This is a genomic window from Moorella naiadis (nom. illeg.), from assembly GCF_051020825.1.
GTDB lineage: Bacteria > Bacillota > DSM-521 > Neomoorellales > Neomoorellaceae > Neomoorella > Neomoorella naiadis.
Window position 1 is genome coordinate 17,018 of record NZ_JAXGFQ010000016.1, and the last position, 25,434, is coordinate 42,451.

Genomic DNA, 25,434 nt, shown 5'->3' on the forward strand with positions numbered 1-25,434 from the left:
ACCCGGGGGGTTTTATTTTGCCTCTCCCGAAAACGCCAATTAAATTGCCGTCGCCCACTTCATGGTCCTCGCTGCCAACAAATGCCTACCTGGTATTTCCATGTTCGCATCGGAGGTAACTCGCCGTGTTAATAGCTCTAAGGGGTTCACCCCAGCCGCTAGCTGGTATGATCTCGCTGATTGACAAGAAAGCCGCTTCGGTGTAGCATGGAATTAACTACAAAGGATGGGATCCGCTTTCTTAATTTTCTTATCACCAGAACGGGGGGCCGGTTATGCACCGTAAAAACTACTTGCTTTTTGCTGCCCTGGCTGCAGGCGAAATCCTGACTGCCGCCCTTTTATTCCAGGTACCGCCCTTCCTGGCCATCCTTGCTTTTGGGGTTTTCAACGCCCTGGGGGCGGGACTGGTAAAGTCCTTCCAGGGACCACCCTGTTCTTTATCCCAGCCCCCGGAGGAGGAAGACACCAGCTTTAGCAACGACAGTATCTTTGCCTCTACCATGCAAATAGCCAACCAGACCCTGCCGGTCCTACGCGGCGGTTTGAATGAAACTACCGCCGCCAAGACAGCTGAGATAATCCAGGACCTCACCCAGGTGCCGGCCATAGCCATTACCGATCGGGAGCGGGTCTTAACCTTCCTGGGTGTGGGTTGTGACCAGCACCAGGCCGGCGACCGGATTCTCACCGAAGCTACGAAAGAGGTTATTGCCACCGGCCGGATGAAGGTGGTCAACACCCCCCAGGGTTTGTGCTGCCCCCGCTACGGTCTGGGCTGCAACTGCCCTTTGAAGTCGGCGGTCATCGTTCCATTAAAATGCCGGGAGGAGATTGTCGGCGCCCTGAAGCTCTACCAGACTAAGGAAGGCCTCTTCCAGCCGGAGATCGTCCGCCTGGCCGCCGGCCTGGCCAACCTGTTGAGCCTGCAAATCGAGCTATCGGAGCTGGACCGCCAGCGCCAGCTCCTGACCGAAGCCCGGCTGGAGGCCCTCAACGCCCAGATTAACCCCCATTTCTTCTTTAATACCTTGAACACCATTATCAGTTTCAGCCGCACAGACCCGGACCGGGCCAGGCGCCTGCTCATTCGCCTGGCCAACCTCTTCCGGCAGACCTTAAACCGCCACGGTAGCCTGACTACCCTGCGGGAAGAGTTGGAGTGTGTCCGCACCTACCTGGTCCTGGAAAAGGCCCGCTTCGGCAGCAAATTCCGCTACCTGCAGGATATACCCCCAGAACTCATGGATTACCATATCCCCGTCCTCAGCCTGCAGCCCCTGGTAGAGAATGCCATTAATCACGGCCTGTTGCCTAAGGAGGGGCCGGGTACGATCAAGGTCTCCGGTCGCCTGGTAGACGGTGAACTCCACCTGGCCGTCAAGGATGACGGTACCGGCATTCCGGCCGAAAAGATCAGCCGGGTGATGCAACCTGGTTACGGATCAGGTAACGGAGTGGGCCTCAGCAATGTCAACCTGCGTTGCCAGAACCTGTACGGCCAGGATTACGGCCTGCGCCTAACCAGCCAGGCCGGCCAGGGAACTACCGTCTTCTTGCGGGTGCCGGTCCTGAAGGCAGCCACAGTCGAAGAAACCCCGGCAAAGGAGCTACTAGCCAATGACGTTTAAAGCCTTAATAGTCGATGATGAATACCCGGCGCGCCAGGAACTGCGTTTCATGCTCCAGGAGTTTAAAGATATCGAAGTCGTCGGCGAGGCCACCAATGCCCGGGAAACCCTGAACCTGGTCAGTGCCCTGGACTACACTATCCTTTTCCTGGATATCAACATGCCGGGGATGAACGGCCTGGAGCTCTCCCGGGCCATCCAGAAGCGGCCCAACCCGCCCTTTATTATCTTTGTCACCGCCTATGGGGAGTACGCCCTACAAGCCTTTGAAGTCAACGCCGTTGACTACCTTTTAAAACCCTTCGATGAAAAACGCCTGCGCCAGGCCATTGAAAAGGTCCGCCGCCTGGCGGAGCAGCGCCAGCAGCAGCCGGCTGCTGCCGGGGCCGCGGCCAGCACCAGTAATAGTAATAATGGTAACCGGGGTCGCCTCAACCGCCTGCCGGTAGAAAAAGATGGCAAGACCATCCTCCTGGACCAGAATGACCTGATCTACGCCTGCACTCAGGGGGATAACGTCTACTTGAAGACCTCCAACGACCAGTACCTGACCCGCTTTACTTTAAAGGAACTGGAGAGCCGCCTGGATCCCCGCAGCTTCTTTCGCTGCCACCGTTGCTATATCGTTAACCTAAACCGGGTCCGTGAGCTGGTCCCCTTCTTTAACGGCACCTATACCCTTATTATGGCCGACAAGCAGCAGAGTGAGGTGCCGGTCAGCCGCAACCAGGCCCGCAAGCTTAAGAGCCTGCTGGGGATTAACTAGGTGGTCAGGGCATCGGTCCGCCCAGGCTTCCCATAAGCAGCATTCCATTAAGCTTGTTGCCCACATCCTGCCCCTGCCGGGGCACTTTTTGGGGCTACTTTACACCCGCAGCGATTGGATACGGTTACGTTCAAGACCACTTCACCACGAGCCGCCGCCACCTGGAACAGCTTCCTGACCGCCCGCCAAACAGCCTCTTCCTCACCACGAATAATGGTGCTCATGCTGTTTACCTCTACCTCTACCCCGGTCTCGGCCAGCACGGCCACGGCCTCTTTGATCACCGACGAGTAGGCCGCCGTCCCCAGGGGATAAAGTGATAACTGACAGGCAATCATCATAAAATCGCCCCCTTTGCCGCAGGTTTGTTACCCCTGTTGTTTAATTTTCTACACGTAGCTGTGCAGCCCCGACAGGAAGAGGTTGACGCCAAAATAGGTGAAGAGGACCGCCAGAAAGCCGATTAACGCCATCCAGGCCGCCCGGTGGCCCTTCCAGCCATAGGTCAAACGGGCATGAAGGTAGACAGCGTAAATAAGCCAGGTAATCAGGGCCCAGGTCTCCTTGGGGTCCCAGCTCCAGTAAGCGCCCCAGGCCCGTTCCGCCCAGATAGCCCCGGTAATGAGGACCAGGGTCATAAAGGGAAAGGCGAAGGCTATGGCGCTGTAATTCAGTTCATCCAGGGTCCTCAAATCCGGCAATAACCGGTAAAAGGGGCTGAAGAGTTTCCCGGCCAGTTCCTGTCTTTCCTTGAGCAGGTACATGATAGCCACCCCAAAGGAAAGGCCGAAACCGCCGTAGGCCAGGATGGCCGTGAAGACATGTAACTGCAGCCAGTAGCTTTGCAGGGCCGGCACCAGGGGCCGGATCTCCCGGGGGAGAACGGCGGCGTAACCCAGCAAGGCAAAGATCAGGGGCAGCACGAAGGCCCCCAGGGCCTGAATGGCATAACGCCGCGCGACAACCAGGAAGACCAGGGCGATCCCCCAGGCGAAGAGGGAGGTGAACTCATACATATTACTGAAGGGCAACCTGCCGGCGGCCAGAGTCCGGGCCCCCAGGGCCAGGGTATGGAGGATAAAGGCGATGGTCGTCACGAAAAAGGCCAGGCGGCCGGTTTTCTCCCGGCGCCGGGTCAAGGCGATAAAATATAGGACCATGGCCAGCAGGTAGAGAACTACTGCCGGGGTGAAAAAGATATTTTCCCAGGTGCTGATCATGCTGATCATTCCTCGTTTTGTTTTGCTGCTTTGTCAAAATCCCCCTGGATGCCCGGTTATCATCCCGTTCACCGCCGCCTCGCTGCGACTTCGCTGAGTTTGCTGACGCCTCGAACCGAGTCGCCTGCCGCCTGTACCCCCCAGTCCTTCAGCTAACATTTTCATAGTTTCTTGGCGGGGACGGCAGCCCCCATTAGGGGCTCTTCCAGCAATTCTTCCAGCTCCCCGGCCAGGCCGGCCGGCTGGCGCGGGGCGGCTCCGGCCAGCAGAACGCGGCAGCCGCCTTCTGCGGGAATAACCATACCCCAGATCTGGCGCCGCCGGACATAAAAGCTCAAACAAAGGCCCAGAAGTAAGAAAGCTGCCCCCGCATACACCACGGGAATGCCTGGGTCGTGGGTAACCTTCAATCCCGTATACTGGCGGTAACCGGTAAAGGTAAGGATCAGGCCGTTTCCAGCCGCCAGGGGTTCATTCAGGCCGACTAAACTGTAACTAATTACCTTCTCGCCTTGCAACAGAAAATAGCCTACCCGGGGATTAGCTGGCCGGGAACTCCGGCTACCAGGGTGCCCGGCGGGATCAGTAACGTAATCGGGATAAAATACGGCCTTCAGGCGCAGGTCTCCTGTCAGGGGAATAGTCTCCCGGTCCGGGGCGGTAAACTGGATCTCCCGGCCCTGGATTTTAAGTACCCCATCTACTGCCCAGCCATAGCCGGCCTGGTAGAGGGTAACCCCTTTATAAGTCAGGGGGGAATTAACGGCAATAACCCGCTGTTCGACCTCCCGGCCGGCATCGACGACGGTCAGGGTGCTATAATACTGTTTGGGGGTCCCGTCGCTGTAGTAATCAATGCGAAAGGCATCCAGGCGGGCGGCAAAGCCCGCCCGGGGGATGGCCACGGTGGCGCCGGCAGGAATGTTGACATAACCCCCGAACCCTGCCAGGCCGCTATAAAGACCGCCGGTGACGATCAGCACCACGCTCAAGTGGGTCAGGAGGGAGCCCAGGACCCCGCAGCGGCCCCGGTCGGCGTACAGGTAAAGCCGTTCCTCCCTGACCTCGGTAAAGGCCCGGTAATGCCGCCGGCGGCAGGCCGCTACCAGGGCGGCGAGGGTCTCCCGGGGGTTGGCCGTGACCAGGCTTTTACTGGTGGTGATACCGGTATAATCTTCCTCATGATAGCGGTAATGATAGGTGCTGACCTGGCGCCAGGCCGGCCGCCAGCGGTCGGCGACGCAGGCCAGCAGGCTGATAGTAAGAAGAAAAGTCGGGACTAAAAACACCCCGGAGCGGAAGACACTATTTAACTGGAAGAAACGGATGATGCCGGCCCGCCAGGAGCCGTAGGCATACTGGTAGAAGGCCGGGGGGTTACCCTGGGGAATCAGGGTCCCCACAACGGCTACCCCGGCGATAAAGAGCAGGAGAAAAAGGGCTAGGCGCATGGATACCAGGCCCCGCCAGATTATCCTGGTAATTCCTGTCTGATCAGTTAACGGCATAGTTTAGGCCTGAACCATTGACGGGTAGGCCTTCCTCCTCCAAAATGAGACGTACCCTCATAGCAGGATACAGCTAAATTCCACAATAACTACGAGAATCCTGCCGGTTAAGGTCGCTTTAGTAGACGATGTAAGAAATAATTCCTTTGCCGGAACTCCTTTATGTGTTCCTAAAGGATTTTTTAATGTACTTCGCGAATAAACCACTAGTAGTCTTTACTATTATCTATTATTATCCCTCAGCATCACTTTTATGGAGGTATCCCTTTGAAGCAAATCGAGCGTCGCCTCCTGAACCTCCTCCAGGAGGAGTTTCCCCTGGTGCCGCAGCCCTATCAGGAAATCGGGCGCCGTTTGGGCCTGGATGAGGCTAGGGTCATAAAAATGATCGCCAAATTGAAGGAGGAAGGGGTTATCCGCCGCCTGGGAGGCGTCTTTGAACTCCGGCGGCTGGGCTATGTCAGCACCCTCTGCGCCCTGAAGGTGCCGCCGGAACGCCTGGATACGGTCGCGGCCGTAGTCAATTCCTTTCCCGGTGTCACCCACAACTACTTGCGGGAACATGAATACAACATGTGGTTTACCATCATCGGCCCCGACCGCCGGCACCTGGAGAAGGTAATGACAGCCATTGAAAACCGGACCGGGTTAAGCCTCCTGGAACTACCGGTAGAACGCCCCTTTAAAATCCGCGTCAACTTCGACCTGGAGGGTAATAATGGAAATAATAATGCCAATACCGCGCCAGCTAACTGAGTTAGAAAAGGCTATCGTCCGCCTCTTCCAGGGCGACCTGCCCTTAGAACCCCGGCCCTTTCACCGGGCGGCCGCTGAACTGGGTCTGAGTGAGGAGGAAGTGCTGGCCTGCCTCAAGTCTTTGCAGCAGGAGGGCATTATGCGCCGTTTTGGCGCCGCCCTGCGCCACCGGCAGGCCGGTATCGTGGCCAACGCTATGGTGGTCTGGCGTGTACCCGAAGAGCAAGCTGTGGCTGCCGGTCAAAAGCTGGCTGCCTTTAAAGAAGTCACCCACTGCTACCAGCGGCAAAGCCGGCCCGCATGGCCCTATAACCTCTACGCCATGATCCACGGCGGGGACCGGCGGCAGTGCTACCTGCTGGCGCAACGACTGGCTACGGCCATTAATAACCACGACTACCAGCTTATCTTCAGTACGGCTGAATTAAAAAAAGAGAGCATGTGCTACTTTGAAGAGCCCCCCGTTAACGTACCTACTAGCGAAGAATAAAAATGAGCTGTGTAGCGACTGAAGTTGCAGGCAGGGCTACCGTGACAGCCTTAGACAATAAACGCATGCAGTGAATGAAATCACTGGCGGAGGGGAAAGACCGGCCACTCCTTGACAGTCAAGCCTTGCTGTGCTAAGGTGGGAATATACCCCCCAGGGGTGTTTCGAAAGGAAGTGCCTACCATGACCGAGAAGAAAATAACCATTGACATCGAGGGCATGACTTGCCAGCACTGCGTCCGCCGGGTAACCAACACCCTGGCGGCCCTGCCGGGCGTAAAAGAGGTCCAGGTCTCCCTGGCGGACAATACAGCCAGCTTTGTTTATAACCCGGAGGAAGTATCTCCGGATAAGATTAAAGCAACCATTCAAGAAGCCGGCTATACCGCCCGGTTCCCTGGTGATGAGGCCCTTGCTGCGGGCGGGCTGCCCAGCGCATCTGGTACCCCCGCCCGGGAAACCACGGTGACGGCTGCCAACCCCGAAAAAGCAGCACCGGCCCGGGGAGTCCACCTGGCTGCCCCCCAGGGGAAGACAGTCAAAAAACAGTTTAAAGTAGTCGGGATGACCTGCGCCAACTGCGCCCTGACGGTGGAAAAAGGGGTGGCCAGGTTGCCCGGTGTCACGGCGGCGGCGGTAAACTTTGCTAGCGAGAAATTGACAGTAGAAATGGACCCCAACCAGGTTGACGAAGATACCCTGGCGGCCCGGGTCAAGGATCTGGGCTACGCCCTGCGGGAAGAGGGTGAGCCGGGGAAGTTGCAGTTCAAAGTCGGCGGCATGTCCTGCGCCAACTGTGCCCTGACCATCGAAAAGAGGCTGCAGCAGACACCGGGAGTGACCAGCGCCGCCGTCAATTTTGCCGCCGAAACCGTCACCGTCATCTATAATCCCCGCCAGGTGGACCGGGAGACCATCTTTACCGTAGTGCGGGACGCCGGTTATATTCCCCTGGATACAGTCGCCGCCGAGCAGGAGCCGGACCGGGCCCGGGAAGAGCGCAACTGGTTAATCTTCAGCAGCCTCATGAGCCTACCGGTAGTCCTGCTGATGTACCTGGCCCCCATGACCCCGGTCACCAAGTATCTCATGTTCGGGCTGGCCACCATTGTCCAGTTCACCGCCGGCTGGACCTTTTACCGCGGGGCCTATCACGCCTTAAAAAACGGTGCGGCCAATATGGATGTCCTGGTGGCCCTGGGTATTACGGCTGCCTATGGTTATAGCGTTCTGACCACCTTTCCCCAGGTCTTCTTTGCCGGCGACACCTTTTTTGATACCTCCGTCCTGCTGATTACCTTCGTCCGCATCGGCAAGTTCCTGGAGGCCCGGGCCAAGGGCCAGGCCGGCCAGGCCTTAAAGAAACTCCTGGAGCTCCAGGCGGACAAGGCCCGCCTGGTGGTAGATGGCGAAACCCGGGAGGTAGCCGCCTCGGCCGTCCAGGTGGGCGACGTGGTGCTGGTAAAGCCCGGGGAAAAGATCCCCGTTGACGGTGAAATCCTCACGGGTGAGACTACCGTCAACGAAGCCATGCTGACGGGCGAAGCCCTGCCGGTAGAAAAGGGCCCCGGCGCCCAGGTCACCGGCGCCACCATCAATATCTCCGGCAGCATTACCGTGCGGACCACCAGGATCGGCAAAGATACCGTCCTGGCCCAGATCGTCGCTATGGTGGAAGAGGCCCAGGGGGTGAAACCCCCCATCCAGCGCTTCGCCGATACGGTAGCCAATTACTTCGTCCCGGCGGTAGTTTCCATAGCGGTCCTGACCTTCCTTATCTGGTTTTTCGGCCTGCACAGCACCTTCGTCTTCGCCTTTACCGCCATGATCGCCGTCCTGGTCATCGCCTGCCCCTGCGCCCTGGGCCTGGCCACGCCGACGGCCATTATGGTCGGCAGCGGCATCGGTCTCAGCCGGGGCATCCTGTTTAAATCGGCCGCCGTCCTGGAAGGCATGGCTAAAATCACGGCCATCGGCTTTGATAAGACCGGCACGATCACCAAGGGTACCCCGGAGGTTACCGACGTCATACCCCTCGGGGAGTACCAGGAGCAGGAGGTCCTAAAGTTCGCCGCTACCGGGGAAGCTCTCTCCACCCACCCCCTGGCTGCCGCCGTCGTCACCCGGGCCCAGGCCCTGGCTCTACCCCTCGAAGAGGTTACGGACTACCGGGAAGAGGGCGGCCACGGCATCGCCTGCCGGGTAAACGGCCAGGAGCTGCTGGTGGGCAATAAAAGACTAATGACCCGGTATCAGGTGGACACCGGGCCGGCGGAGGCAGCCTTCAACCGCCTGGCCGCTGAGGGTAAAACAACCATGTTTGTCGCCTATGCCCGGAGAATAATCGGGGTCCTGGGCCTGGCCGACGTGATCAAGGAAAACTCCCCGGAAGCCATCAAGCGCCTGCACGCCCTGGGTCTAAAGACCTTTATGATCACCGGTGACAACCGCCGGGCGGCGGCAGCAGTAGCCGCCCAGGTGGGCATCGAGGCCGTCGAGGCAGAGGTGCTGCCCGAGGACAAGATCAAGGTCGTCAAGAAATACCAGGAAGCCGGCCACAAGGTGGCCATGGTCGGTGACGGCATCAACGACGCCCCGGCCCTGGCCCAGGCTGACATCGGCCTGGCCATCGGTTCTGGTACCGACGTGGCTAAAGAAACCGGGGATGTCATCCTGGTCAAAAACGACCTCCTGGACGTGGAACGGGCCATTCGCCTGGGCCGCCGCACCCTTTATAAAGTAAAGCAGAACCTCTTCTGGGCCTTGATTTATAACGCCATCGGCCTACCGGTAGCCGCCGGCGTCCTCTACCCCTTAACGGGCCGGTTGCTGCCGCCGGAGTGGGCCGGCCTGGCCATGGCCTTTTCCTCCGTCTCCGTGGTTACCAGTTCCCTATTGCTGAAGGGCTACGCCCGGCAGCTGGAGGAGTAATGTAGAATCATTTAAGGGCTGCCCCGCCGGGTAGCCCTCACCTTTTCTTTAGTCAAAAAAATCTCTAAACCAGGATAATATTAAACAGATACCGCACCCGCATAATGGCCACGGCGATAATCCCCACAAAGATGACAATCAACCGCGGCTTTTAGACCTTGCGCAGGATAAGCATCTCCGGCAGGGAGAGGGCGGTGACGGACATCATGAAGGCCAGCACCGTACCCAGGGACATGCCTTTCTCCATCAAAGCCCGGACGATGGGGATAGTCCCGGCGGCGTTAGAGTAGAGGGGCACGCCGATGGCCACGGGCACGGCCAGGAAATGTCTGGTAGCGGCGAAAGCTGCGGATATGCCGGTACCAGACCGGCAGGCATATCCTTACTGAGGGCTGTTTTCCTGGCCTTGCTGGATCTCAGCCATAGTGGAGGCTATTTCCTGGGTCAAGATATTGCCCACCAGGTCCAGCAACGCAAAAATTTCCGGATGCTTTACCTTATAAAGAACCTTTAAACCCTCTTTACGGAAAACGACGATGTCCTGCTTGCGCAGGACGGCTAGGTGCTGGGAGATATTCGGCTGCTCCAGATCCAGGTCCTCGATAAACTCACAGACGCACTTCTCCCCCTGGCGCAGCTGTTCCAGGATCTTCACCCTGGTCGGATGGGCCAGGGCTTTGAAAAATTCCGCCTTCATACTATATATCCTTTCAGCCATTCAGATTCCTCCCCATATATTCGAATATCAGCATGTATAGTTTAATCCTTTGCTCGGCGCCTGTCAAGAGCGATTTATCCAGTAAACGACAATTACTGGTAGCCCGGCGGCTATCCCTGTGCTAAAATAAACAGGGTGATGGCTATGGTAACCACTAACTTCCAAAGAAACTACGAAGTCCACTACTATGAAACCAATTTCCTGCTGGAGGCCTCCCCGGTAACCATCCTGGGCTACTTGGAGGAAACGGCCACCTGGCACTCAGAGACGGCCGGCATCAGCTTACCCCGGTTAAACGCCGCCGGCCGGGGATGGGTGGTCTACCGTTACCACCTGCAGATAGAGCGTTACCCCCGCTGGCAGGAACAAATAACTGTGACCACCTGGGTGGAAAACTTCCAGCGCTGTTTCGCCTACCGTAACTTCTATCTGCACGACACCGGGGGCAACCTGATTGGCCGGGCTGCGTCGGTATGGATCTTCATGGACATGGAGAAAAAGAAACCCCTGCGCATACCGCCCTGGGTAACCGGCGCCTATGCCCTGCGCCCGGAAACAGCCGTCCCTGGCGGCTGCAGCGACCTGCCATCCCTGGAAGAACCGTCAGCCGCCACGGAATTCACCGTCCGGGTATCCGACCTGGATCTCAACCGCCACGCCAATAACAAGCATTATGTCGACTGGATCCTGGAAGGAGTACCCCTGGCGGTCCATAGTAAAGCATTTCCCGCTACAATTGAAATCCTATACAAAAAGGCCGCCCATTACGGCGACCATATCCTCAGCCAGTGCCAGGAGGTACGGACAGCCGGCGGCCACAGGTGCTACCTGCACCGCCTCTCCTGCCCGGAGAAAGACCTGGAGCTAACCCTGGCCCGGACCACCTGGCTGAAACGCCGGCTAAAAAACGCTTGATAATTTTCACCCCGAAGGGTGAACGAGCAAAGATCCCCTGGTAAAACAGCATCCGGGGAACAACTGATAGCGCCCGGAGAAGTACATGGAACTTAACCTGCGGTCTGGCAGGCGATAAAGCGTTGAATACTCCGGTCGTAAGTTTTTTCTACTTCCGGAGGGAAAAGGCATCCCGGCAACTCGCCGTAACGGCGATGAAAGGCCAGGCACTCACAGCATTTTCCCTTGCGGCTGCAGGGTTCATAAGTACAGGTGCACCTTTCCGTATTGGTTTTTATATTGCACTGGGCCATTTCAGCCACCTCCCCGCCAATTATAGCACAAGTAGACATTTTGCCGCTACTATTTCCAGGCTCCGGGAAACAGTTGGCCGGCTTACGAAAATAACGCTGTTTACTACTTCCATACCACTGCCGGTACATCCTGGCAGTATAAAAATATCAATGCCCCTTACAATCAGATCCGGAATTATTCCCTCCGGCCGGGCTAGCCTGCAACCAGGCCCACGCCGGCTTATAGGCGGGAGGGTGTTGGGGTTGGGGCCTGGGGATAACCGGAGAGGTAACGTTGCTGCCCAAACAGCTGAGCCTGACGTCCACCTCCAGGTAACCGGGCCCGGGGTAGACGACGGCCTGCTGGCGGCGGAGGCCGGATTCCAGGGTCAGCGTAGCTGTACAGCCGGCGCCGTCGGCGTAGACTATCTCCACTTCATAGGTGTAATAAGCCAGGGCTAGGGCCCGGCCGCCGGACGGCAGGGGGAACAACCGGCTCCATGACACCAGGTTTTTGACGCTGCAGGCGCGGACCTTTACCGGCATGCCGGGGGTGGGGCCGGGAGGGATAAAGGGCCAAACAAGCAAGTTCTCATCAGTCCGCCAGGTGGAATCCAGGACCCGGGTAGCGGCAATTAACTCGCTAAAATACCGTTCGTGGCTGGAAAACGCAGCCGGCTGGTAGAATAATCCCGCCGGAGAATCGGGAAAGGGCTGCCTGGGTGGTGACAAAATCTGCCCCCTTCCGCCGGAGCCTCCCGCTTGAATGTTAACCGGTTGTACTGCAATCAATCGCCCGCCGGGGCCCAGAGCCAGGTCTTGGGTAGAATCCGGCGAGGGTTTTACCGGATGTGGGCCCAGGGTAGGGATAAGCATCAGGGTATCCTGGAGAATATTAAAAACTACCAGTTCCCGCACCGCCGCCAGAATATCCGTGCGGGGGACAATGCGGAACCGGTTGCCTTTATTAGCAACACTGGGAGCCGTAAAAGGCATAGTCCTTCACCTGGACTCCTCACCTGCTTACCTCTACCCTGGGTCAGGGGAGAACTTAAACCAGACTTTTCATCTGGAGCCTCCACGTATAAACAACTGCTGTATTATCGCCGGCGTGCTCGGTAGCGTAAAAGACACGCCTACACCCGCCACGCCGGGGTGATCTTCACCCCTCACCTGCTGGTCCGGTAAAAGACAAAAACCTAACGGAATACCTCCCCCAGAACCCGAGACCAGCGTTCCGCCCATACCTTCCGGTTAAAGGTCAGGGCCACCTCCCGGGCGCGCCGGCCCATGAGCTTTCTTTTCTCTTTATCGCAGGCTAGTTCTTCAATAACTGCCACCAGGTTCTCCACCGTCGGCTTGATTAAATAGCCGTTATAGCCGTGGATGATAATATCGCTCAAGCCCCCGGCCTGGCCGGCGATTACCGGCCGGCCGCAGGCCATGGCTTCCAGGGCGGCCAGGCTGGTACCCTCGGTGGAACGGGAGGGGATCAGGACAATATCCGCCTGGCGGTAGATCTCCGGCATCATCTCTAGGGGTTTCCAGTAATAGAAACAGCGCTCCCGGTTACCGGCCCACCGGGTCATAAGCCTTTCGGCGTTATCATCATGGCCGCGGCCGCAAAAATGGAACTCGATCCAGGAGTAGCGGGAAGTCAGTTTTTCCGCCGCCCGCATGGTTTCATTGATGCCCCTTACCGGGACCAGACGGCGGGGAAAAAGAACGCGGACGGTATCGCTACCGGCCGGCTCCTCTGCCGGCGGGCTAAAGAGGTCAGTATCAACATAGTTGGGGATGTACTCCCATTTATGGTAAAAGCCGGCCAGGGTGGCGTTGAAATAGTTAATGGTATTGGTATCGACGGAAACGAGTTTCTGCGGCCCCGTCAGGGCGATACTCAAACGCCGCTGCCATTCCTGGCGGTCCTCCGGTTTCCCGGCCATGAGGTCGAAACCCGGCCAATCCCAGAAAACCCCGTGGCTGATGGCGATGCTTTTCTCCCGGGCTATGGGGTAGGCTAATGTGAGAATAAAGTAGATGGCGTAGTCAAAGGCCATGGAGTTTTCATAAAAGGCGGTCGCCAGGTCGGGAAAGGTGTGGTACTCGCTTTTCGTCACCGGTATGCTGCGGATCTGAACTCCATCGAATTCCCGGGTCCAGCCGCCGCCAATCTGCCAGGCCTCGACGTAAAAGCCCAGCTCCCTTAGCAGGCGGCAGAGGTCGACCTGGTAACGCTCGGCACCGCCCATGATAATTCTTTCGCTGGATGGGTGAAAAAAATTGGTCGTCAACAGGGCCACCTTTTTAGCGCTCATTTATCGTGGTCACCTTCCCGGTCTGATTCTATTTATTATCCGACCTTCCGCACCTCGGCGTGAAAACCTGCCTCTTATCCGGCGATGCCGTTCTGACCTCAAGCGACACGCTAAAAAAATTGTGGTAAAGCCCGGCCGGAGACCGGGCTTTACTTTTAAGCCAGGGGCGAAGACTGGGCGGTAAAGACCAGATCGACGCTCAAGTCCAGATTCTGGACGATGCTGCCGGTGGTGCTCGGCAGGCTGACGACAAAGGTTAATAGATCAGCCTGGGGCGAGATTAAGAGGCGGCCGCTGGCCGGTTGATTGTAAAGGCCGGAGATGTTGCCGTTATAGAGGACCGTAGCCGGGCTGGCCTCAATAAAGATATTCAGGCGGTCGGCCAGAACCTGGGCCTCCGTGGCCGTGGTGGGGCTTACTCCCTGCCAATCGGCAAAAATGAAGTAATATTCATCTACTGTGCCGGTATTAGCTACTTGCAGCTGGGGCGAGCCTACGGCCTGGCCCGGGACCAGGTTGGCCGGGGAAAAGAGGGCTGTCGTCGGGCTAAGGGTCAACGCGACGTCGGCAATTCCCGCCGTACTGCCGGAAACAGTGGCGCTGGCGGTGAGGGGCATAGAAGCATCACTCCTTCGATATGAGATGTGGGATGGGGGAGGTGAGAGGTGGGAGGCCGGTCGGAACTAGCTACGCCAGTTCCTGATTAATGCCTGCTTACTCTCTTTTCTCCCCGTTTGGTTTATGGCGGTGTGCCGCCACAGGGGCTCCTCCCATTACCTGGGATGGTATCAGTTTATGCTTGCTGGTAACTAATGGCAACCATTTCCCGCCATTTTTCGAGCTGGATTTTCTTGGGTGGCCAGAGGATGCTCTCGTAATGTTCCCGGGGTTGATACTTAAAGGTCGGATCCCGGCCGACGGCACGCTCGTATTTTGGCCGGATCTCCGCCGGGTTGGCCCACCCCAGGTGTTTGATGCGCAAATCGCTCTCCAGGTAGGGCAGGCGGCGGTAGGCCAGGGGCAGGCGGCCGCAGTGAAAGGCCTGGGCCGGCCAGGCCGCCGGTAGGTGGGGCTGGTATTTAACCAGATAGATAGAGAAGCCCCGCAGCCAGGGGCTCCACAGGCCGTCCACCCGGTAATAGTCTTCTCCACCCCAGCAGTCAAACAGGCGAAAGCCGACGGCGGGAAAAAGGTCCTGGCGCAACAGACAGGGTAGTTCGCCGGCCGCCCGGTCTTCCAGCAACTCGTCGGCATCCAGGGCCAGGATCCACTCCGGGCTGGTAGCGGCGGTATAATCCCAAAGCTCCTGGCGCAACCGGGCTTCATCGATTAGAAAAAGGGAGGTTTCCCGGCGGTAGAGCTTCACCGCCGGGAAACTCGCGCATAGCTCCGGGGTGGCGTCGGAAGAGGCATCGTCCAGGATGACGATTTCGTCAGTATAAGCGGATAAAGACTTCAGGCAGCGCTCTAAATAACGGCCGGCTTCATTACGGACGATCATCATGGCGGTGAGTTTGGGCATAAACTCCGGCCCCCCTAAAAAATGGGACGTATAAAATAGTACACAACCATGCCGCCGGGCGGCGCTATTCAATGATACAGATAGTTGAGGCTTTAATATGAACCTCTAACCTCTGTTCTGGGATAGACCTTGCTGATAAACTGGCGCCAGCGGGCTTCCCAAAGTTTGCGGTCAAAGACCCGGGCGGTGGCCGCGGCGTTTTTGCCCAGTCGGGCACGTTCCAGCGGGTGTTCGATTAAAAAGCGGAGAGCCTGGGACAGGTATTCCGCGGTAGGATGGATGAGCAAGCCGTTATAATTATCGATAATGAGGTTGGTCAGGCCGCCGACATTGGTGGCGATGATGGCTTTGCCCATGGCCATGGCCTCCAGGCAGGAGAAGCTGGTGCCCTCGGAATAAATAGTCGGAATGACAACTATGTCCGCATCAGCGTAAACGCCGGGCATGGCATCAAAATCGGGATGACAGTAAAGAAGGCGCTCGTTGTGGGCTTCCCCCTGCCGCCAGGCGTGGAAAGCCTCCAGGTAGCGGGGGGTATTGGTGTCGATGGCGAACTGGAACTCCAGCTCGGGGTAGGCAGCCAGTAAGTTCGGGATAACTGCCTGCAAAAGGGTAAAACCCCTTTCCCGGACCAGGCGGCGAGGGTAAAGGATGCGTATGCGTTTCTCGCTCCGCCCCTGTCGGGGGTAAAAACGCTCCAGATCAACAAAGTTGGGAATCACCTGGATCTTACGGTCGGCCAGGTTGGGGTAGATAGCCCGGGCGACATTCAGGAAATTATAGTCGCAGGATATTATCAGGCGGGCCTGGAGAAGAGCGGCGGCGACGTGGTTTTCATAGGCAGCCCGGGCAAGTGAGGGGCTGGATCCCGGCAGTTCCCACCAGACGCCGTGGGAAATGCAGATGGAGCCGGGGCGGTAATAGACCTGCTGCAGGATGGAGGAATATAATACCCGCCCGGACACGCTTTTTTCGATTCGTTCTATTGTCACATTTAAATGCCGGGGATCGGCCTGGTAGCCGTATACCGGCCACCCCAGGTAAGTAGTCTGAAAATCCCGGTGGGCGTTCTGGTGCAAGGATACCGCATAGCCCATATCTGTCAGCAGTTCGGCCAGAGCGCAGATATACCTTTCCAGGCCGCCGATTACCGGTTTCTTGCCTTCCCAATCCAACAGGTTGGGCGTAAAAATTGCTATCTCCCTATCCAAAGGTAACCAGCCCTTCTGGCTTTATTTAGTAGCTTTACTATTTTATGCTTTGCTATCCAGCCAGGTGAAAACGTACTGCCATTACCCCAGCCTCCTTGTCGATGGTTACTTTTCCAACCCGGCAGAGGATCAAAAAAACCCCGGCCTATTCATTGGCCAGGGTTAGATATTTTTTCTAGCTAAAATACGAGATAGGCGGCGACAGCTACTGCCAGGAGGGCCGCCTCTGGGCCGGCCATCAACCTGAGGACCCGGCGCAGGTCGGCCTTGAAATACTCCACCGTAAGGGCCAGGCAGAGGTGCATGGGCGTCAGCATATTGCCGACAAAACCGGTGATAAAAACGAAGACCGTCAGGGGCAGGCTCATCTGACCGCCGCCAGCAGCCATCACAATGGGAAAGGCAATGCCGATATAGGCAACCGTCAGGCCAGTGAGCATCCCTACTAGGAAACTTATCAAGCCGAAAATTACAAATTCAGGCACCGGCAGCAGGGCCAGCAACTGGGGCAGGCCGTCTACCGAGCGGGTATCGACCAGCACCTGTTTAAAAAGCATAACCACCCACACCAGCAGGAGGGTTTTAACAGCCAGGGCTTCCCGGCAGAGGAGCCAAAACCTGGCCGGGGTGTAGCGGTGGCGCAGCAGCAGGATCAGGAATACCAATCCCACCGCCAGGCCGACCTCCACCTGCAAAAACAGCACCAGGGACACCACAACCAGTACCGGCAGGATGCTCCCCAGGAGTTCCACCACTAGGGTACGCCGACTGGCCGGCTGACTTTCTAGGCTACTGCTGGCCCCGGCGCTTTTATTCACCCCACGGTCATTGCCTTCCCCGGAAGATTCGCCACAGCGGTAACACGGTGCTCTGGGGTTATCCTCCCCAAGATTATTGCCTACCCCTGTACCCTTGCTCTCTTCCACCGTCCCGATCTTTACCCGCCGCAAAACAGGTATCCCTAGCAAAACGACTATCAATCCATAGGGTGCCAGGGCGGCAATGAGATGCGGCAGGGGCAGGCCGCTCAAATGAGAAGCCAGGAGCACCCCCGGGTAAAGGGGCAGGAAGTATTCCCAGATATGGCGGTAATAGAAGTTGATAAAGCTCTTCTCCTCAGCGGCCATAGTCGAACTGGCCGCCTGCCCTACCAGGGGAGCGGAAAAAAGGGCTCCTCCCGCCGAGGGCATCAGGCCGATAAAGGCCGGCAACAGGGCCATCACCACCCGCTGGCTGTGAATCAGGCCCCGCAGGCTCTTTAACATTCTCTCCAGGTAACCCTGCTGCCCCAAGAGGTGTTCAAAAAGCATGATCAGGGCCAGGATAAGTTCCAGTTCCAGGGTAGCCGGGTCCCTGGTAGCCCGCCAGGCCATGCCCAGAAAACCCTTGGGACCGGCATGGTAAAGGGCGGCCAAGAGAAGGGAACCGCCCAGCATGACCGGGCCGAGAGGCGCCCGCCGCCCCAGGAAGATCATGATTAGCCCAAAAACAAGCAATAATTTTAGCCCGTCCAACAGTTTCTCCTTCTCTACCGTTATCCGTTATCATTTATAAAACCATGCCTGAGCAGGAAAGTCAAGGGGTAAAACAGCGTGGCAACATTTTGCCGGGGTTGAGGATGTTGCCGGGATCCAGGGTTCTTTTGATATCGCCTAACTCCGCCTTGAAAAAAGGGGCCTTTAACAGGCCGATGCCGTGCTCGCCTGAAAGGGTTCCCCCAACTCCAGGGCGGCCTGGAAGATGGCGGCGATGGCCGCACCAGTCGTCTCTAAATCCCGCAAAATAGCCAGCATAGTACCCACCGCCCGCGGCCGTACTTGTCAATCGCCGGGGTAGGAAACTTTCAGATAGAACGTATTTCTTTCCCCCTGGCTTCAAGCGCCCGTTGCAGGCGCGCCAGCACCGTAGCGGCGCGCAGGTCGCTGCGGCGCGTTTTCATACTGTCCACCAGCCGGTTGACGGCGTCCATGGCTGCCCGCGCCAGGGGCCGCGATACAGTGAGGGCGAATTTGTCCCCGACGGCCGGCACCTGGCAGTCAAAAAGCAACTCCCCGGCTACCGGCCTCAAGATAGCGGCAGGCACGTCGGCTACCGTAATCTGTTCCCGATCCTCGAACAGGGACTCGACCTCGCGTAAAACCGGCCTGAAAAGCGTCCCCTCTCCGAAAAAAGGCGCCCTGGCAGCCAGAAGGCTGTGGATCGCTAAAAGGTCAAGCATCTCCTGGGCCCGGGCGGCATGGATATTGGCTTTCTCGATAAAAGCGACAGCACGAGAGGGTTGAAACTCCGCCACTGCCAGGCGGGCGAGCTCCTCCCGCAAGGGATCGACCTCGGCGCTGGCCAGGCCTGTAGGTCCCGCCAGTTACCTGGATAGCGCTCAGTAGTAAGGGGCGTGGCCACGTCCACCATTTCTACCTGCCCAGCCAGGCTGGGAAAGCGCTGGTCCAACAGGCTGATAACTGTTCCGGCCAGTTAGACGTTCGTGTCACCTGGCGGCACCAGCAGCAGGATGACAATAGTAAACGACGCTATTCTCAGGGCAGGTAACGGCGGGCGCCCAGGTACCCGGCGGTAAAAAGGGGCTCATCCAGGCGACTGACGGCCACCCCTTGGTGGGAGCGGGAGTTTAAAAATTGTCCGTTGCCGGTATAGATACCAACATGGGTAGGCTGCGTTCCTGTGCCACTGGTATTAAAAAAGACCAGATCGCCGGGCTGCAGGTCTTTTCTAGCAACCGGCCGGCCAACCTTGAATTGCATGTCGGCATCCCGGGGTAGTTTAACACCGTTTAAGAAATAGGCAATATAGGTCAGGCCGGAGCAATCAATACCGTAGAGGCTGACCCCGCCCCACAGGTAAGCCACGCCCCGTAGCCGCTCCGCCACCTTAATCACGTCCAGGCCTGAGCGTCTTTCTTTTAATTGCCCCCCAGGCCAGAATTCGACCTCCTGCCTGGCAACCCAGGCCGACGGGCGCCCCGGCAGCCAGACCTCCAGCCAATCCCCCTTTAGCGCCAGCAGGGGCAAATCGGTACCCAGCAAGGCCTCCCCGGCTACAGCACCGCTTCCCGGTTCCTGGTACAATATGGCCCGGGGTACGTTAACGGCCACCCGGTCCCGCGCCGGCGGGGACGCGGCTTTAACCAGGTCCTTTTTTAGCAGCCAGCCGATATAACCATCGGGCACCTGACCCTGGAGCCATGCGCCTTCTTCCCGCAGGAACTTGACCTCATCGCCCAGGAGGGCCTGGGTAACCAGCTCGGCGCCCTGATCCGGGTTCGCCCGCACATCAGCCACGGCTGACCCGACATACCACCCTTCCGCCCGGGCGGGAGCCGCCTCCGGGGGAAGTTCCGCCGGGGGCGACAATCTTTTAGCCTGCCTGTTCAAAAGGAACCCCCCTGCTATAACTAGCGCTAGGATGAGGATTAGAAGAAAGGCATAAACCCCTGTACGGTGCCTGCTCTTAAACATTTTTACCCCTTTGCAGCCCGAGGGCACCCTCACCGGCAAAATCCGGCCGGGTAACTCAATGGGCCATGTTTAGCTGCTTCCTTTACTACCGACTCACCAGAGCTTCTGCGACCTGCCGCCCCTGGAAAAACCGGTGGCCGCTAGTTAGCTGCGTCTGGTATAGCTATGCCTCAATGATGGCCCGGGCGTCTTCCAGCGAACCGGCAGTGTAGATCTTATTCATGATTTTAGTTAGTACCTCCAGGCTGTTGTACTCCTTAACTTTTTTCTGCAAGCCCTGGGAAGCCTTCCCAAACCGGGCTTCTAAATACTGGCAGATGGCTTCCTGGGCCATTTCCGCCTTGCCTTCCGCCTTCCCTTCCGCCATGGCCCCCTCCATCATAGAGATTTCATCGCGCAGGGCCTTCTCCCGTAATTCATACAGCCGGCGCTCCTGCTCGTTGCGCTTAAAAGCTTCTTCAATAGTCAGCGCCTTGCGGATGGCCGGATTTTCCAGCCGGGCGCCGCGTTCAAGCAAACTGGCGGGGTCCAGTTCCCGGTCCGGCAGTTCGACGTAAGTGAACTCCCGGCCGGACGGAGGGTTGAGCACCGCGTTGAGAAAACCCAGCAGAGCTTCCTTGCCTTCCTCAGAACCCAGGATGCGTTTAAAGGCATAATCGTTGGTCCGGTTGATCCCCTTAACCGTTGCTAACCCTGACTTACTGGTTTCCCTGATATTATGCTGTCTTTGCTCAATTTCATTCACTACGGACACTCCTCTATCGTTTTTATTATACTATGGTTTTATCCATTGCCGAAAGAATCGCAACAGTTCGTTATGATTGTTTGGAACGTTTGTTCTCCAAAGATATATTCGCTGTTATCCTCTTTTTTCCTGCTCCCGCTACCGTTTCCAAGATAATTTTTTACCCTTCACCAGATTACCAGGGCACGCTGGCATGCCAGGCTACATTTCTGATATTGCCGGGCTTTTAGTGGCGGAGGAATCTCCGGCCAGGGCACGGTTTTAACCTTTGCCTCTACCACATTATGAGTGCCTATTCTTATAACCTGCCTTTAAACGGGGTTATGATTTAAATATGACCAGAAGTATTGGGTTGGGGGTAAACCTCCAGACGTACCCCTGCAATTAGGTATAAGGAAAATCAGCTCAATAATACTATCTTTATACCAGCATCACCATATCCTCATCCAGCCCCTGTTTATAAAGAGCAAGCCTGCCACCGCTTTCCAGGGAACGCTGGGAGGGAGAGACCAGGGAAAAGGGGAACAGGGCCGGGGAAGCCAGGACCTGGCGCAAGGGAAGCATGCCGGAGCCGCCGGCCCGCAGGGTTGCTTCCACCAGCCACGCCGCCAGCCCCTCGTCCCGGACCGGCCTTATCAGAACAGCTTCATAAAGCCCCTTCTCTGGTGTCTCACCAAGGACCTACCAGTCGATAAAGCAGCGCAGCACCCGCCGGGCGGCCCGCGCCACCGTTTCCCGCTCGCCCAGTTGCTCCCGCACCCGTCGCTGGACCTGGGCTGCCGCCACCTTCCCCTGCAATTTATGCAACCTGCCTGCAGCCTCGGCTACAATGGCTACAAAGGGATAGACAGCCATGGTCATGCCCCAGTGGAGAGCCAGGTGGTCCTCCGGCGGCAATTCTTTGAGAAATCCCAGGCTGTCGTCGCGTAAACCCCGAACCTGAGCCGGCACGGTGACCCAGGTTTTCAGGAGAATGCTGATGGCCTTTTCCCGGTTGCCACGCTCAGCCGTCCCACCTACCGACAGGCGCTCCCGCAGGAGTTCCTGCAGACCATTGACGATTTCCTGCCGCCCGTACCCGGCCAGGTATAAAAGCGCCGTCCGCTCCAGCCATTCCAGCTGGATGCGCTGGCTGAAACCAACAGTTACATTACGATTCATACTTGCCTCCGTTCCAGGTGGATAAAGGGTACGATGACTTCTTCAATAGAAATCCCGCCGTGGGCGACGATTCTCTCGTCCTGGCGGACAAAGGCCTTCCGGGGTGGCGCCAGGAGGGGCAGATAGTCTTCCGGCAGGCCCAGGGGCGGCCAGGCGATGCTCCCGGGGAATTGAGCATGCACCTGTTTTCGTAGTATCTCGCTCGGATAAACCCTGGCGCGTTCTCCCCGCAGTTCCGCTGTCACGCCCTCGCCGGTCACCCCGCAACCGCCGGCCTCGATGTTCCCATGATCCGAAGTCAGGTAAACATCAAAACCCCGGGCCCAAAGGAGCTCCAGCAACCCGGACAGGTAACCCTCCTCCGCCCACTGGCGGACCTGGTTATGCATGCCGGCGGTCCCCAGTTGCATGCCGTGCATAATCTTATCAACCTTATTTATTACCAGTCCCAGGACCCGTAGCCGCGGCTCCCCGGCCAGGATGTCCACTTCACCGGGATCACCATCCCCCAATACTTTCATATAACCGATCTCAGCTCTGGCCAGCCCCTGATTAATCCAGAACTGATTCCACCGGGCCGGTTCCCGCGCGGTGGTATAAATGCCCTCGCCCAGATAAAAGGGGGGCCGGCCAGCATAGGCCGCCTGGCGGGAAACGGCCGTCAGGGTTGGCAGCCAGGCAAAGACCCCCTCCTCCTGCCAACGCCACCCGGGGCCAGGCCATCGATCAGGATCAAGGCAACCTTCCGCGTCCTGGTTGCCGCCATGTCTCTGGCCATAGCGCGAGGAATGTGGTGCACCATCACCGGCGGTATGGCCGGCTGGTTATAAAGGCCGGCGTAACGCTGCCGCACCCAGGCAAGGAAGGCGGCATCCACCTTGGCCACTAGGGCCTGGAAGCGTTCCCCCACATCGGGGTAATCCCCGCTTTTTCCTGCAAACAGCAATACCACCAGTTCGGCCCAGGTGCGGGCAAAGCCCACCCACTCCTGGTGCCGGGCCGTTATGCCTGGTAAGGCCTCCTTAGCTTTCTCCAGGAGGCCGTTAATCCGGCGTAGCCAATCGGCACCAGGATCAATGCGGAGCCCGGCAGATATCCACTTCTCTTGCACCAGGAAAGCCTGGGGATAGGCCACAGGTTGCAGGTAACCCTCCAGGAAGAGGTTATCGAGATAAACCCGCACGTCGTCATGGTCAAAGGGAAGGTCGATGGGTCCCGGGATAGAGGGGTGATAGACCGCCCGGTTTTCCGCGGCGCGGCTGTCCACCACCATTACCCGGTGGTCCAGAAAGGCCGGCCACCGCTCCTGTAAAAAGGCGAAAAAGGCGCCCCGGTCGGGGATAATCATCTCCAGGGGCCAATCCCGGAAGCGCCCGCTCAGGCGCAAAATCTGAATAATCCTTTCATCGAGAAGGGGAGGCAACCGCCGGCCCCGGTAGTGATGTCTGAGGAGTACCCGCAACAGGTCCTGGGGCTCCTTAATCAGCTCCGGGGCAATCTCGAAAACATACCGGAGAATAAAATCCTTGGTGGCATTGTCCCCCAGGGGCTGCGGGTTATATAAAACCTGCGCCCGGTAAAGGGCGTCCAGATCACTCCGGTCCAGGTTGCTAACCACCGGGTAGCTCAGGTTGGGAAAGAGATCACCCAGGGTGAAGGATAATTTGCGGCTGTTTTGCCAGAGGTCGTAAGGCAGGGTGCAGGGGTCCAGGTTAAGTACCTGCAGGGCTACCACCGTATCCACAGCCTCCCCCCTGTCCCACCGGGAACGATAATGGGATTCATAGGCCAGGCGGAAAGCAACATTATCCTCCAGGGTAAGCAAATCAAAGCCCCGCTCCCTGAGGGCGGCAAGTATTTCTTCCTCCACCAGAAGGCCGTCGGGATCCGCCACCAGGGTAAGGCGGTCGGCCCGGGAGGTGAATTCCTGCAAAATCTGGTCCCGCCAGCTTGCCATCTACCCCGCACCTGCCTCCTCGACTCGAAGTAATAACAGGGGAACCATCTCCGGCAGGAACAGGGCCTGCTGTTCCATCCGGCCGGACCACTCCTGCTGCTCCCGTTCCAGTTGCGCCAGGCGGTGGGCCCCGTCCACGATGACCAGAGTGCGCCACACCAGGCCCCGGAGCTTTAATTCCCGCATAATGAGCCCGGCCTCGATGGTCTTGCCCAGCCCCACCTCGTCGGCCAGGAGATACCGTACCCGGTCGCCGGCCACCGCCCGCGCCAGGGCCTGGATTTGGTGCGGCAGGGGAATGATATCTGCGGCCACGGGGGCTAGGAGAAGGTTGCGGGCCATGGCGTCGGTCAACCTGGCCGCAGCGGCGATATAGGTCACATGGTGCGGCCCGAACATGGCCCCGGGCGAGTCCAGGGGTTTCAGTTGCTCAGCCCTGACCCGGACAACCGCATCCCGGGATGGCAGCCAGATGCGATAATAAGTCTCACCCCACAGCACCTGGAAGTTAACGATCCGGCATATTTGATGATATTCTATTGACCATACCCACATACTTACCGCTGATCCCAAAGTATACACTACATTCCTTCCATAAAGAGTAGACTAAAATCGTGTGCTGTTCACTTCCCTTTCCTTAAGGGCCTTAATCCGATTTAATAATTCTGATATGTAACCAATACTTTCGTTTAAGTCAGGATGATAGGAGCTCGGATGTGCACATTCATTTCGTTTTGATAGAAGTCCATGAATAGTTTTCATCTCCGTTTTCGATATTAGACCAAGTTCGTTGACAACCTCAATCAGCTGATACTCTGGTACACTTTCACAAAGTTCCTGGTAACTCTTAAACTTTGACCATCCCGGCTTTACTTCTTTTATCCTTTTTAACCCAATAGATAGCAACATTTTTTCCAAGAAGTCTACAAATGCAACCCACGCCATCACATGGGCTGCACGATAGACACCCTTCTCTACGCATAGCAAGGCCTGTTTAATGAGAATGTCTTGTTCAAGTGAAAGGCTTTCGAGGTGCCTCCGGGTATCATCAAGAGAAATGATTCTTGATTTGGATGTTTCATCTCGAGACAATATTGCATGGGCTTCTCTCTCGAAGTATATTGCCTGATTCACAATGACTTGCAACAAATCAGTCACAAATATGCCCTCCATTTAAAAGATGCTTCTTAAGGGATAAAAAAAGTAAGTCATAAACATCTGCATCCTTTGTCTCTGGTAGAGATAATTGGATATTAATATTTATAGTGATGCCTGATTTATTATTTGTATCAGGCTTATATGTTGTTGCGGGACTCTGCACAAGAGGTTCGATTACATTATTATTAATATCCTCTACTATATTTACAGCACTGAAATCTGCCAGTGCACATAAGGCTTTGAACGTCGTTATTGCCCTACTTATAGTACTCTTACCAAGCGAAGATTTTGTTGCAAAAAAATCCTCAAGATCTTTATTGCCTCTTATATGAGCATCAGGGTATGTAGCAAATAAGTCAGCATAGCCATTTCTAATGCCTTTAGCTAATACACTCTTATAGTTTGCTCCACGATAATCTTTCCACAAATCGGATGGAAAACTTGAGGTATCAACAAACTGAATAAACTTAAGTACACGCAATAGCGTATAATCATTCTTGGATTTAAATCCTAATGCATCAAGCCATTCTTTAGTAACTTTCTTGGTCGGTATCCCTGTTTCACGAATCTTACTTAGCAACTCGGAAATCCTAGATGGTACAACAGTATATACATAGTCCGCCATTTTTAATCAATCTCCCTTCTTACTCTACTAGTAATTAAAAGTATAAATAACACAATA

At 56.9% G+C, this 25,434-nt stretch carries 28 protein-coding genes and 1 pseudogene; 6 read left to right on the top strand and 23 right to left on the bottom strand.

Annotation, left to right across the window (positions count from 1 at the left end; translation table 11 throughout):
• Positions 1-275: 275 nt before the first annotated feature.
• Both SDD30_RS11030 and SDD30_RS11035 read left to right on the top strand, forming a co-directional pair.
• Positions 276-1,631 carry a histidine kinase gene (locus SDD30_RS11030; protein WP_434074970.1) on the top strand — a complete coding sequence of 452 codons (1,356 nt, stop codon included), beginning with the start codon at positions 276-278 and terminating at the stop codon, positions 1,629-1,631.
• Positions 1,621-2,397, top strand: a complete 777-nt coding sequence (locus SDD30_RS11035; RefSeq protein WP_434074971.1) for a LytR/AlgR family response regulator transcription factor — start codon at positions 1,621-1,623, stop codon at positions 2,395-2,397. Before SDD30_RS11030 ends, SDD30_RS11035 begins: the two co-directional genes overlap by 11 nt.
• Before the next feature lie 47 nt (positions 2,398-2,444).
• Here SDD30_RS11035 and SDD30_RS11040 read toward each other — a convergent pair whose 3' ends face one another.
• The 3 genes from SDD30_RS11040 to resB form a co-directional block, all read right to left on the bottom strand.
• A complete protein-coding gene (locus SDD30_RS11040) occupies positions 2,445-2,738 on the bottom strand; it encodes a thiamine-binding protein (protein ID WP_434074972.1) in 294 nt (97 codons plus the stop codon).
• Between the two features lie 48 nt (positions 2,739-2,786).
• A complete protein-coding gene (ccsB, locus tag SDD30_RS11045) occupies positions 2,787-3,617 on the bottom strand; it encodes a c-type cytochrome biogenesis protein CcsB (RefSeq protein WP_434074973.1) in 831 nt (276 codons plus the stop codon).
• Between the two features lie 161 nt (positions 3,618-3,778).
• Complete coding sequence (resB, locus tag SDD30_RS11050) at positions 3,779-5,125, bottom strand: cytochrome c biogenesis protein ResB (protein WP_434074974.1); 1,347 nt, start codon at positions 5,123-5,125, stop codon at positions 3,779-3,781.
• Between the two features lie 267 nt (positions 5,126-5,392).
• On the opposite strand from resB, the gene ahbA reads away from it, so the two are divergent.
• From ahbA to SDD30_RS11065, 3 genes are all read left to right on the top strand, one after another.
• The gene (gene ahbA, locus SDD30_RS11055; RefSeq protein ID WP_434074975.1) at positions 5,393-5,881 is read left to right on the top strand and encodes a siroheme decarboxylase subunit alpha; all 489 of its coding nucleotides are present in this window, start codon (positions 5,393-5,395) and stop codon (positions 5,879-5,881) included.
• On the top strand, positions 5,844-6,371 hold the full coding sequence (gene ahbB / locus SDD30_RS11060) for a siroheme decarboxylase subunit beta (RefSeq protein WP_434074976.1): 528 nt from the start codon (positions 5,844-5,846) through the stop codon (positions 6,369-6,371). The genes ahbA and ahbB overlap by 38 nt, the downstream gene beginning before the upstream one ends.
• A gap of 183 nt (positions 6,372-6,554) precedes the next feature.
• Complete coding sequence (locus SDD30_RS11065) at positions 6,555-9,302, top strand: heavy metal translocating P-type ATPase (RefSeq protein ID WP_434074977.1); 2,748 nt, start codon at positions 6,555-6,557, stop codon at positions 9,300-9,302.
• A 64-nt stretch (positions 9,303-9,366) separates the two neighbouring features.
• Here SDD30_RS11065 and SDD30_RS11070 read toward each other — a convergent pair.
• Positions 9,367-9,624, bottom strand: a pseudogene (locus tag SDD30_RS11070) (permease); the annotation flags it as partial.
• A gap of 60 nt (positions 9,625-9,684) precedes the next feature.
• Positions 9,685-10,020 carry an ArsR/SmtB family transcription factor gene (locus tag SDD30_RS11075; protein ID WP_434074978.1) on the bottom strand — a complete coding sequence of 112 codons (336 nt, stop codon included), beginning with the start codon at positions 10,018-10,020 and terminating at the stop codon, positions 9,685-9,687.
• 144 nt (positions 10,021-10,164) lie between these two features.
• Here SDD30_RS11075 and SDD30_RS11080 point away from each other — a divergent pair, with 144 nt between their 5' ends.
• Positions 10,165-10,935, top strand: coding sequence for an acyl-[acyl-carrier-protein] thioesterase (locus SDD30_RS11080; protein WP_434074979.1), 771 nt, complete (start codon positions 10,165-10,167; stop codon positions 10,933-10,935).
• A 92-nt stretch (positions 10,936-11,027) separates the two neighbouring features.
• Here the strand turns inward: SDD30_RS11080 and SDD30_RS11085 are convergent, their stop codons facing one another.
• The 18 genes from SDD30_RS11085 to SDD30_RS11170 all read right to left on the bottom strand — a co-directional run bounded on the left by SDD30_RS11085 (position 11,028) and on the right by SDD30_RS11170 (position 25,377).
• A complete protein-coding gene (locus SDD30_RS11085; protein ID WP_434074980.1) occupies positions 11,028-11,228 on the bottom strand; it encodes a DUF6485 family protein in 201 nt (66 codons plus the stop codon).
• 147 nt (positions 11,229-11,375) lie between these two features.
• Complete coding sequence (locus SDD30_RS11090; protein WP_434074981.1) at positions 11,376-12,203, bottom strand: hypothetical protein; 828 nt, start codon at positions 12,201-12,203, stop codon at positions 11,376-11,378.
• A 203-nt stretch (positions 12,204-12,406) separates the two neighbouring features.
• Complete coding sequence (locus SDD30_RS11095; protein WP_434074982.1) at positions 12,407-13,525, bottom strand: glycosyltransferase family 4 protein; 1,119 nt, start codon at positions 13,523-13,525, stop codon at positions 12,407-12,409.
• 155 nt (positions 13,526-13,680) lie between these two features.
• The gene (locus SDD30_RS11100) at positions 13,681-14,142 is read right to left on the bottom strand and encodes a hypothetical protein (protein WP_434074983.1); all 462 of its coding nucleotides are present in this window, start codon (positions 14,140-14,142) and stop codon (positions 13,681-13,683) included.
• 176 nt (positions 14,143-14,318) lie between these two features.
• The gene (locus SDD30_RS11105) at positions 14,319-15,047 is read right to left on the bottom strand and encodes a glycosyltransferase (protein WP_434074984.1); all 729 of its coding nucleotides are present in this window, start codon (positions 15,045-15,047) and stop codon (positions 14,319-14,321) included.
• Positions 15,048-15,139: 92 nt separating this feature from the next.
• Complete coding sequence (locus SDD30_RS11110; protein ID WP_434074985.1) at positions 15,140-16,258, bottom strand: glycosyltransferase family 4 protein; 1,119 nt, start codon at positions 16,256-16,258, stop codon at positions 15,140-15,142.
• 179 nt (positions 16,259-16,437) lie between these two features.
• Positions 16,438-17,772, bottom strand: a complete 1,335-nt coding sequence (locus tag SDD30_RS11115; protein ID WP_434074986.1) for a DUF401 family protein — start codon at positions 17,770-17,772, stop codon at positions 16,438-16,440.
• 61 nt (positions 17,773-17,833) lie between these two features.
• Positions 17,834-17,950: a hypothetical protein gene (locus SDD30_RS11120; protein ID WP_434075038.1), complete on the bottom strand. Its 117-nt coding sequence runs from the start codon at positions 17,948-17,950 to the stop codon at positions 17,834-17,836.
• A gap of 151 nt (positions 17,951-18,101) precedes the next feature.
• Entirely contained in the window at positions 18,102-18,578 is a 477-nt protein-coding gene (locus SDD30_RS11125; protein ID WP_434074987.1) for a hypothetical protein, read from the bottom strand.
• 214 nt (positions 18,579-18,792) lie between these two features.
• The gene (locus SDD30_RS11130) at positions 18,793-19,647 is read right to left on the bottom strand and encodes a C40 family peptidase (protein WP_434074988.1); all 855 of its coding nucleotides are present in this window, start codon (positions 19,645-19,647) and stop codon (positions 18,793-18,795) included.
• Positions 19,648-19,894: 247 nt separating this feature from the next.
• A complete protein-coding gene (locus tag SDD30_RS11135) occupies positions 19,895-20,467 on the bottom strand; it encodes a PD-(D/E)XK nuclease family transposase (RefSeq protein ID WP_434075039.1) in 573 nt (190 codons plus the stop codon).
• A 429-nt stretch (positions 20,468-20,896) separates the two neighbouring features.
• Entirely contained in the window at positions 20,897-21,073 is a 177-nt protein-coding gene (locus tag SDD30_RS11140; RefSeq protein ID WP_434074989.1) for a hypothetical protein, read from the bottom strand.
• 84 nt (positions 21,074-21,157) lie between these two features.
• Complete coding sequence (locus SDD30_RS11145; RefSeq protein WP_434074990.1) at positions 21,158-21,637, bottom strand: hypothetical protein; 480 nt, start codon at positions 21,635-21,637, stop codon at positions 21,158-21,160.
• Positions 21,634-22,311, bottom strand: coding sequence for a BREX-3 system phosphatase PglZ (pglZ, locus tag SDD30_RS11150; protein WP_434075040.1), 678 nt, complete (start codon positions 22,309-22,311; stop codon positions 21,634-21,636). Before pglZ (SDD30_RS11150) ends, SDD30_RS11145 begins: the two co-directional genes overlap by 4 nt.
• Positions 22,299-23,594, bottom strand: a complete 1,296-nt coding sequence (gene pglZ, locus SDD30_RS11155) for a BREX-3 system phosphatase PglZ (protein ID WP_434074991.1) — start codon at positions 23,592-23,594, stop codon at positions 22,299-22,301. The genes pglZ (SDD30_RS11150) and pglZ (SDD30_RS11155) overlap by 13 nt, the downstream gene beginning before the upstream one ends.
• A complete protein-coding gene (locus SDD30_RS11160) occupies positions 23,595-24,176 on the bottom strand; it encodes a DEAD/DEAH box helicase family protein (protein ID WP_434074992.1) in 582 nt (193 codons plus the stop codon). It abuts the gene before it with no gap.
• A 24-nt stretch (positions 24,177-24,200) separates the two neighbouring features.
• The gene (locus tag SDD30_RS11165) at positions 24,201-24,752 is read right to left on the bottom strand and encodes a hypothetical protein (protein WP_434074993.1); all 552 of its coding nucleotides are present in this window, start codon (positions 24,750-24,752) and stop codon (positions 24,201-24,203) included.
• The gene (locus tag SDD30_RS11170) at positions 24,745-25,377 is read right to left on the bottom strand and encodes a DUF5343 domain-containing protein (protein WP_434074994.1); all 633 of its coding nucleotides are present in this window, start codon (positions 25,375-25,377) and stop codon (positions 24,745-24,747) included. The genes SDD30_RS11165 and SDD30_RS11170 overlap by 8 nt, the downstream gene beginning before the upstream one ends.
• Between the last annotated feature and the right edge of the window lie 57 nt (positions 25,378-25,434).

Coding starts and splice junctions, on each gene's coding strand:
- SDD30_RS11030 (WP_434074970.1), top strand. CDS start 276: ATGCACCGTAAAAACTACTTGCTTTTTGCTGCCCTGGCTGCAGGCGAA.
- SDD30_RS11035 (WP_434074971.1), top strand. CDS start 1,621: ATGACGTTTAAAGCCTTAATAGTCGATGATGAATACCCGGCGCGCCAG.
- SDD30_RS11040 (WP_434074972.1), bottom strand. CDS start 2,738: ATGATGATTGCCTGTCAGTTATCACTTTATCCCCTGGGGACGGCGGCC.
- ccsB (WP_434074973.1), bottom strand. CDS start 3,617: ATGATCAGCACCTGGGAAAATATCTTTTTCACCCCGGCAGTAGTTCTC.
- resB (WP_434074974.1), bottom strand. CDS start 5,125: ATGCCGTTAACTGATCAGACAGGAATTACCAGGATAATCTGGCGGGGC.
- ahbB (WP_434074976.1), top strand. CDS start 5,844: ATGGAAATAATAATGCCAATACCGCGCCAGCTAACTGAGTTAGAAAAG.
- SDD30_RS11065 (WP_434074977.1), top strand. CDS start 6,555: ATGACCGAGAAGAAAATAACCATTGACATCGAGGGCATGACTTGCCAG.
- SDD30_RS11075 (WP_434074978.1), bottom strand. CDS start 10,020: ATGGCTGAAAGGATATATAGTATGAAGGCGGAATTTTTCAAAGCCCTG.
- SDD30_RS11080 (WP_434074979.1), top strand. CDS start 10,165: ATGGTAACCACTAACTTCCAAAGAAACTACGAAGTCCACTACTATGAA.
- SDD30_RS11085 (WP_434074980.1), bottom strand. CDS start 11,228: ATGGCCCAGTGCAATATAAAAACCAATACGGAAAGGTGCACCTGTACT.
- SDD30_RS11090 (WP_434074981.1), bottom strand. CDS start 12,203: ATGCCTTTTACGGCTCCCAGTGTTGCTAATAAAGGCAACCGGTTCCGC.
- SDD30_RS11095 (WP_434074982.1), bottom strand. CDS start 13,525: ATGAGCGCTAAAAAGGTGGCCCTGTTGACGACCAATTTTTTTCACCCA.
- SDD30_RS11100 (WP_434074983.1), bottom strand. CDS start 14,142: ATGCCCCTCACCGCCAGCGCCACTGTTTCCGGCAGTACGGCGGGAATT.
- SDD30_RS11105 (WP_434074984.1), bottom strand. CDS start 15,047: ATGCCCAAACTCACCGCCATGATGATCGTCCGTAATGAAGCCGGCCGT.
- SDD30_RS11145 (WP_434074990.1), bottom strand. CDS start 21,637: ATGAATCGTAATGTAACTGTTGGTTTCAGCCAGCGCATCCAGCTGGAA.
- pglZ (WP_434074991.1), bottom strand. CDS start 23,594: ATGGCAAGCTGGCGGGACCAGATTTTGCAGGAATTCACCTCCCGGGCC.
- SDD30_RS11170 (WP_434074994.1), bottom strand. CDS start 25,377: ATGGCGGACTATGTATATACTGTTGTACCATCTAGGATTTCCGAGTTG.